The sequence below is a fragment of the Vicinamibacteria bacterium genome (assembly GCA_035620555.1).
Classification (GTDB): domain Bacteria; phylum Acidobacteriota; class Vicinamibacteria; order Marinacidobacterales; family SMYC01; genus DASPGQ01.
This window is the reverse complement of sequence record DASPGQ010000164.1, coordinates 1-7,528: the sequence shown is the minus strand read 5'-3', so window position 1 is coordinate 7,528 and position 7,528 is coordinate 1. Positions and strand designations below refer to the sequence as shown.

General features: G+C 63.6%; 7 protein-coding genes. 5 read left to right on the top strand and 2 right to left on the bottom strand.

The annotated features are described in order from the left end of the window. The 3 genes from VEK15_06290 to VEK15_06280 all read left to right on the top strand — a co-directional run. Window positions 1-211 (top strand): hypothetical protein (locus VEK15_06290; protein ID HXV60285.1); only part of this gene is annotated, 211 nt, incomplete at its 5' end. A 159-nt stretch (window positions 212-370) separates the two neighbouring features. Next, window positions 371-622: an AbrB/MazE/SpoVT family DNA-binding domain-containing protein gene (locus VEK15_06285; GenBank protein ID HXV60284.1), complete on the top strand. Its 252-nt coding sequence runs from the start codon at window positions 371-373 to the stop codon at window positions 620-622. 1 nt (window position 623) lies between these two features. Beyond that, window positions 624-1,028 carry a type II toxin-antitoxin system VapC family toxin gene (locus VEK15_06280; protein HXV60283.1) on the top strand — a complete coding sequence of 135 codons (405 nt, stop codon included), beginning with the start codon at window positions 624-626 and terminating at the stop codon, window positions 1,026-1,028. A gap of 62 nt (window positions 1,029-1,090) precedes the next feature. On the opposite strand, the gene VEK15_06275 is transcribed toward VEK15_06280, so the two are convergent. Then, entirely contained in the window at window positions 1,091-1,339 is a 249-nt protein-coding gene (locus tag VEK15_06275) for a hypothetical protein (GenBank protein ID HXV60282.1), read from the bottom strand. Window positions 1,340-1,432: 93 nt separating this feature from the next. Between VEK15_06275 and VEK15_06270 the strand changes: the two genes are divergently transcribed. Next, window positions 1,433-4,099 carry a protein kinase gene (locus VEK15_06270; GenBank protein HXV60281.1) on the top strand — a complete coding sequence of 889 codons (2,667 nt, stop codon included), beginning with the start codon at window positions 1,433-1,435 and terminating at the stop codon, window positions 4,097-4,099. 246 nt (window positions 4,100-4,345) lie between these two features. Beyond that, a complete protein-coding gene (locus VEK15_06265; GenBank protein ID HXV60280.1) occupies window positions 4,346-4,747 on the top strand; it encodes a hypothetical protein in 402 nt (133 codons plus the stop codon). 342 nt (window positions 4,748-5,089) lie between these two features. Here the strand turns inward: VEK15_06265 and VEK15_06260 are convergent. Further along, window positions 5,090-7,528, bottom strand: a 2,439-nt coding sequence (locus VEK15_06260; GenBank protein ID HXV60279.1) for a protein kinase, incomplete at its 5' end; no start/stop codon positions are given.

The window sequence follows — 7,528 nt, the reverse complement described above, 5'->3', positions numbered from 1 at the left end:
GAAGAGGGAAGCGAGCGCCGCCGGCCTTCCTCCCAGCTGGCGGCGACGAGCGCGCGCAGCGTGCGAGGAAGCGGGTGTCACCGATCCCGATCTGCTGGAGGCTTGCATCGTCGATGTCGGCTACACGCGCGACGAGAGCTTTGCCGAAACCGCCGCGGCCGTTCAGGCGCGAAGCCGCTTCGACGCGGAGTCCGACCTGGATAGGCCCTGATTAGCCGACCGCTCTGGCGCTGTCTCGAGCGAACCGAATCGGACGGAGACGCGAAATGCACTCTCCGGATTCTCATCCGAAGCGTCGAACAGCGCCCGTCGGGAGCGCCATGCAGGTCCTTGCGAGCCCGCCCCGACTGCGTTAGCATATGTACAGCATATGCCTCGTGAGAAGCACAAGAATACCGAACGTTACGTCCGCCTTTTCAGGAACGGCCGCAACCAGGCACTTCGGATTCCTCGCGACCTGGAGTTGCCCGGTCGCGATGCGATTCTGCGAAAAGAAGGTGCTCGCCTCGTGGTGGAACCGATTGCCCGGCCCTCGCTGCTCGCCGTGCTCGCGACGTTGAAACCGCTGGACGAGGACTTTCCGCGGATCGAGTCATTGCCCGCCGAGCCCGTGGACCTCTGACATGGCTAGGCGGTCGTACTTGCTCGACACCAACATCCTTTCTCATCTCGTGCGCCAGCCGCAGGGGCGGGTCGCAGCCCGGATCGCCGACGTGGGAGAAGACAATGTCCTCACGAGCATTATCGTCGCCTGCGAACTGCGTTACGGAGCCGCGAAGCATGGCTCGCGGAGGCTCACACGCCACGTCGAGGCGATCCTCGGTGCGATCACGATCCTCCCGTTGGAAGCCGGCACCGACCGTCACTATGCTGCGATTCGAACGATTCTGGAGAGGAAGGGCACGCCGATCGGGGCGAACGACATGCTCATCGCCGCGCAGGCCCGTGCGATCGAGGCAGTATGCGTAACCGATAACGTGGCCGAATTCAAGCGGGTACCGGCGCTCAAGGTTGAGAACTGGCTTTAACTCCATAGTTCTGCGCCACCAGGGCCGATCAGTCAAAGTCGCGCCAAAGGATTCGTTTCGAGTCACGCAGCGATCTCGACCGCCACGTTCGGACACTCGCTTCCGTCCGCGAGCTCCCGCCGGGCGCTCGCGAGAGCTTCTTCGAACAATCGCTCGGCTTCGTCGGACCTGCGCTCGGCGAGGGGGTAGCCGTAGACCGTTCGCCAGGACTGCTCGTCGAGAAACGGCAGTTCGCGTCGGATGCGGTGAAGAAGCTCGGCGAAGTCGTGAGTGATGGAGGGCAAGCGCAGATCGATTGAGGCATTGATCACGGCGATTTCGAACGGAGTCGCGGCACACCAACTCCGGCGACGTAGGCTTCGCGGGTTGCCCGCGATCCGCCATCGTCGTAACATCGCGTCCGCGTGAAGCCCGGCGACGTCATCTCCCATTACGAGATTCTCGAGCCTATCGGTAAGGGCGGAATGGGCGAAGTCTATCGGGCGAAAGACTCGAAACTCGGTCGCGACGTCGCGATCAAAGTCTTGCCCGAGGAGCTCGCGCGAGCCGAAGAACGGATTCGCCGGTTTCAACGAGAAGCCGTCGTGCTCGCGTCGTTGAACCACCCGAACATCGCCGGCATTCATGGGCTGGAGGAGTCCAACGGTGTCCAGGCGCTCGTTCTCGAGCTCGTGGAAGGACCCACGCTCGCCGACCGCATCGCCCAGGGCCCGATCCCGCAGGAGGAGGCCCTGGGGATCGCGAAGCAAATCGCCGAAGCGCTCGACGCGGGTCACGAGGCCGGCATCGTGCACCGCGACTTGAAGCCCGCGAACATCAAGCTCAAAGAAGACGGCACCGTCAAGGTGCTGGACTACGGACTCGCTAAAGCGTTCGAGGGCGAGGGCGCCGGCGGCAACCAAGAACTCTCGCAATCACCGACACTCACCCGGCAAGGCACGCAGGTGGGCGTCATACTGGGAACGGCGGGTTACATGAGCCCCGAGCAAGCGAAAGGCAAACGCGTCGACAAGCGCACCGACATTTTCGCGTTCGGTGCCGTGCTGTACGAGATGCTCACCGGCAAGAAAGCGTTCCCCGGCGAAGATGTTTCGGAAACGCTCGCCGCGGTGATCCGGGCGGAGCCGGAATGGAGTCAGCTGCCGCGTATGCCCGCGAGCGTGCGTGTTCTGCTGCGGCGCTGCCTCGACAAAGACGCGAAGCGCCGGCTTCGCGACATTGGCGAAGCTCGAGTTGTGCTCGAAGGCGCGGACGTCGAGACCGCGGAAACACCGGCGACGTCTCATCGCGCCGTGTACGCGTGGGCAGTCAGTGCGCTCGCTCTTGGCCTCGTGCTGGGCGCGTTGGCGATGAAATCTTCCACGGCGAGCGTCGATCCGACCCCTGGTCCTGTCGTGCGTTTCGATATCCGTGTTCCCGAAAGCCCCAACGGTCACCTGCCCACGCTTTTGGCGATGACACCCGATGAGAGAAGCCTCGTGTTCGCGCGAGGGTCGGGCGAGGCGCAACAGCTTTTCGTGCGATCGCTGGACGAGGAGGCTTTCACACCCATCCCCGGCACCGAAGGCGGCGCTCAACCCTTTCTGTCTCCCGACGGCGAATGGCTCGGCTTCCACGCGGACGGCCGGCTCAAGAAAGTTCGGCTGAGTGGAGGCCCCACAGCGGTTTTGTGCGAGCTCAGGAGCGTCCACGGTGCCACTTGGGTCGACGACGAACGCATCGTCTTCGCGAGCGAGGGAGCGCTGTGGGAGCTTCCGGCCGCAGGGGGGACGCCGCGACGTCTTACCGGCGAAGCGACCTCTCGCGTCGTGTCGTGGCCGGACGTTCTTCCTGGATCGAAAGCCGTCTTGTTCGCCGAAACCCCAGGCGCGCACACCGCGGTAGCCGGTGGTGGTGTGGGTGTCGACGACCGCTCCCGAGTCGCCGTCGTCTCGCTCGAGACAGGAAAGGAACGCGTCCTCATCGACAACGCGATACAGCCGCGATTCCTGCGCCCAGGACATTTGCTCTTCGTCCGCGACGAGACGCTCTGGGCGGTTCCGTTCGACCTGGCATCACTCGAGCTCGACGGCGAACCGCTGCCGGTCCTTCAAGGTATCCACGCTCATGGAAGCCATGAGGGGGCGCAGTACGCCGTAAGCCCGAACGGCTCGCTCGCCTACTCCAGTGGCTCCGGATTCGAATCTCTCGAAAGTCGTCTCGTTTTCGTCGATCGTTCGGGGATCGAGACGCCTCTTCCTCATGAGCCGGGGGGTTACTTCGGCCCGCGGCTGTCGCCGGATGGGCGAAAGGTCGCGCTCTCCGATGGAGACTCGAGCAAGTGGGATATCTGGGTTCTGGACGTCGACCGGCCGGCACGGACGAGGCTCACGTTCGACGTCTTGGGTGACCAACCGGCGTGGACGTCGGATGGACGTCGCGTCGCCTATGCCTCGCGAGCCAGCGGCGAAGACGATCTGTATTGGATGCCCGCCGACGCGAACGGAGACCCTGAACGTTTGCTCGAAAATCCCTCTTCCAATCAGAGGCCTTACGATTTTCACCCCGATGGGAGAACGCTTCTCTTCGGGGATCGTGTTTCGAGCGCGAACTACGATATCTGGACGATGACATTCGGCGAGGAGGCGAAGCCATTGGTAGCGTCGGAGTTCAACGAGCGGGCTGCGGACTTCTCCCCCGACGGCCGTTGGGTCGCCTACACTTCCAACCGATCCGGCCGCACCGAAGTCTATGTGACGTCCTATCTGGAGGCCGGAGCTGCGATTGCCGTCTCCACCAGCGGCGGCACCGAGCCCGCGTGGTCGCCAACGGGGCGTGAGCTCTTCTTTCGCAACGGCGACGCGATGTTGGCGACTCAAGTGCGGCTCGAGCCGGAGCTTCGAATCGGAACGCCCCTGCCGTTATTCGAGGGCTCCTACCTCGGTAGTCCGGCCGCGAGAACTTACGACGTGACGCGGGACGGTCAACGTTTCCTCATGGTCAAGTCGGAGTCGGAGGCTTCCACCGCGCAGATCCACATCGTGCTCAACTGGCGCGAGGAGCTGGAGCGTCTCGTACCGAGCCGCCCCTGAGTTTTGTCTCGCTGCCGGGTGGTAAAATGCTGCTCGTGGCAGGTCGAGTCCCAAAAACCTTCGCATACGCGGGCGCCCCGCGGCGACGCGAACGACGTGCCGTTGTCCGAATCGTACTTGAAGGCCGTGGAGCGGGTCGAATCCGATCCACGCAACGAGAGCGGAAAGGACAAGACGTGGGTCGCGAAAGCGATTCGAGAGTCGAAGGCGCATTTCGCGAAAGCGATTCGAGTGCGATAGATCGAGGTGAGCGCGTTCGAAGAGCTGGTGCGCGCTCTATCCCAAAGCGGCGTCCGATTCATCGTGATCGGTGTCTGGGGAGCGAACTACTACGCGACGTCGGGGGAGACGCTCTTCACGACCGACGACCGCGATCTGTTCTTGCCTGCCGACGCAAGAAACTTGCTCACGGCTTGGCAAGCGTGCGAATCGGTCGGCCTTCAACTGTGGTCCGGCAACGAGCCGATGGACAAGCCCCTCGACGATTTCTTGGCCGAACGCGCGTCGTCGAGCGACGGGCTCTCACCAGGGCCACGGATGATGGAGGACTCGAAATCGATCTCACTCTGGAAATGGCGGGATTCGAGTTCGACGACGTTTGGCGAGAACGCCGTGTGTTCCGACTGGAGTGTATCGACGTTCCTGTAGCTAGACTCAAACATATCGTCGAGTCCAAGGCGAAGGCGAACCGCCCCAAGGACCGCTTGTTCCTGGAAACGCACGCCGAAGCACTCGAGAAGCTCATCGACGACTAACCCGTCGACCTGTCCGCGAGCCCGAGGGGCTCGCGAGACTAGGCCAGTACTGGTCGTTTAGAACGATCTGCCCTTCGAGGTTCGCACGTTGGTCAAGAGCCCGCTACTCACCGGCGAGGCGGTCATCTCGCTCGCACTCGGGATCGGCGCCAACACGACGATCTTCACCATCATCAATGCGGTAGTTGTTCGAGCGCTTCCAGTCGAACCGGGATCGAGGACCGATAGCGGCAACCTACCTCGCCGATTGGGAGAGAATCTCGAGCTCTCGGCTCCAATTCTGAACGAGCGTCAAGGCCGTCGGGCGCGGAGCCGCCTCGCTCGCGTCGACCATGACGAAGTGCTCGCCGTCCGGCATCATTTGATAGAAGACCTCGCTGTAAGCGGTGAAGACGAAGTCTCTCTCGAAGAGCAGCCGCGGCTTTCCGAGGATGGCCCGGCCCGCATCATGCGCAACGCTGACGGCCATCATCTTGTTCCCGCTTCGATACAAGATGTCTCGTCCGTCGGGGCTCCAGATCGGTTGCGCCCCGCCGTCGGTGGAAACCTGAGATTTCGTGCCCGAATCGGGAAACGTACGGAGATAGATTTCGTCCGTCCCCGTCTCGTCGGACTGGTAGGCAACGAAACGACCGTCCGGAGAGAACACGGGAGACTCTTCGTTGGCTTCGGTGGCGAGAAACAGCTGGGGCCTGCGATCGCCGTTCACATCGAAGGTCCAGATATCCCATTCCGTGCCGGGCTCGAAACGTACGAAAGCCAACGTGGACCCCGACGGCTGCCAGGAGTTGGCGACCGGCGACACGCCAGAGCCGAGAACCGCAGCCTCGTCGCTACCGTCGACCGCCTGCCAGAGGACCTGCATCACCCCATCGCGATCGGAGGAGAACGAGATGCGCTCTCCGTCCGGTGTCCAGCGCGGAGTCATGTTATTGAAACCCGAGATGAGACGAGTCGTTGTGCCGCGAACGATGTCGTGCATCCAGATGTCCGCGTTCGCGTTGTCGATTGCGATAGCCAGCTTGCTTCCATCGGGGGACGGCACCACTTCGTCATAGGCGCGAGGCGTATCGATGAGTGTCTCGGCCGTTCCGTCCCGATCCACCGTGACGACGCGCAGATCCGTTCCCCAGGGCTTGCCGCGCGCGTAGAGGAGCGAGCCGTTTCGCGAAAGAGCGTACATGGCCGGTCCCTTTGTCGGAGAGGTAACCACACCATCGAGCACGGGAACGGGAGCACCTGTAATCTCCAATCGATCTCCGTCGAGCGGAACGGAGAAAAGAGAGCCGTCGCGGGCGAACAACAGGTGTCCCGTCGGGCTGTGGCGAGGGTAGGCGCCACCCTCCAGGAGAATCCGATACTCGCCGGCCTCGAGAGAGAGCACCGCAACGGAGGCGTCGTCCCACGACTCGATGTCGCCCGACCCCACCGTGAACAGGACGGCTTTGCCCTCGGGCAGAATCTCGGGAAAGCGGTAGGATTTCTCCCCCGTTGCCCGGTCGGGCGCTCGGAGGACACGCGTCTCACCGCCGTTCTCTCCGACCCAGTGGAGCCCCAGCGCCGCATCGGGAACGAAGACGATGCCGTCGGAAGACCAGCTGGCCCCTCGTGGGGCGCCCGAGAGCTCGGCGAGGGCCGTGGCGGCCCCTCCCCGGACCGAAACCTTCATGAGCTTGCCCCCCTGAGCAAATCCGAGCCATTGGCCGTCCGGTGAGAAGAAGGGCATCGTCGCTCCGGCGCCTCCCACCGGCTTCGCGTCGAGCTCGTCGAGCTGCCGCAAATAGAGCTGCGTCGTGGCCCCTCGCGATGCGACGTAGGCGATGCTCTGGCCGTCATCGCTCATGGCGATGGTGGGAGCCGACGTCAGAAAGAGCTCCTCACCCGGCCCGAGCGGAAGAGCGAACCGGGCAATCGGGGCCTCTGCCTCTCGCCGCGCCGGCACGCGAAGGAGCGCCCAAAGAGCCACTCCCGAAGCGAAGAGGGCGATGAGAACCGGCACGTAGCGCCGCCACGCCGACGCCGAGCCCACCCCGGGCGCAACGCTCTCGGGCTCGGCGGCAGCATCCTCGATCTCGATACGCACATCCGCCGCGTCGTGAAGCCGCCGCGCGGCGTCTTTGCGGAGACACCGCCGAAGCAGCGTGCGGATGGAGCCCGGGGTGTCCGCCGGCAAGCGATCCCACCGAGGCTCGTCTTTGAGAATCGCCGCGAGCGTCTCGGAGACCGTCTCCGCATGGAAGGCCTTCTTCCCCGTGAGGGCTTCGTAGAGCACACAACCAAACGCCCATAGATCTGCGCGCCGATCCAAGGGTTTCCCCTTGCATTGCTCCGGGCTCATGTAGGGCGCCGTGCCGAGTATCATCCCACTCGCCGTCTCTTTGACCGCGGTCGGCGACTCGTGAAGGCTGGAAGACGAGCTCCGCGCATCATCGGGCTCCGACATCGCCTTCGCGAGACCGAAGTCCAGAATCTTTATTTTGCCGTCCGGCGTCACCTTGATGTTGGCGGGCTTGAGGTCACGATGAATCACGCCTCTCGCGTGGGCCGCTTCCAGGCCCGCGGCGATCTGCGCGAAGAGTGGAAGAGCCTCCTCAAGCACAATCGCCCCCTGGGCGATCGTCTCCGCGAGCGTCATCCCTTCGACGAGCTCCATCGCCAGGAACAGGGTGCCATC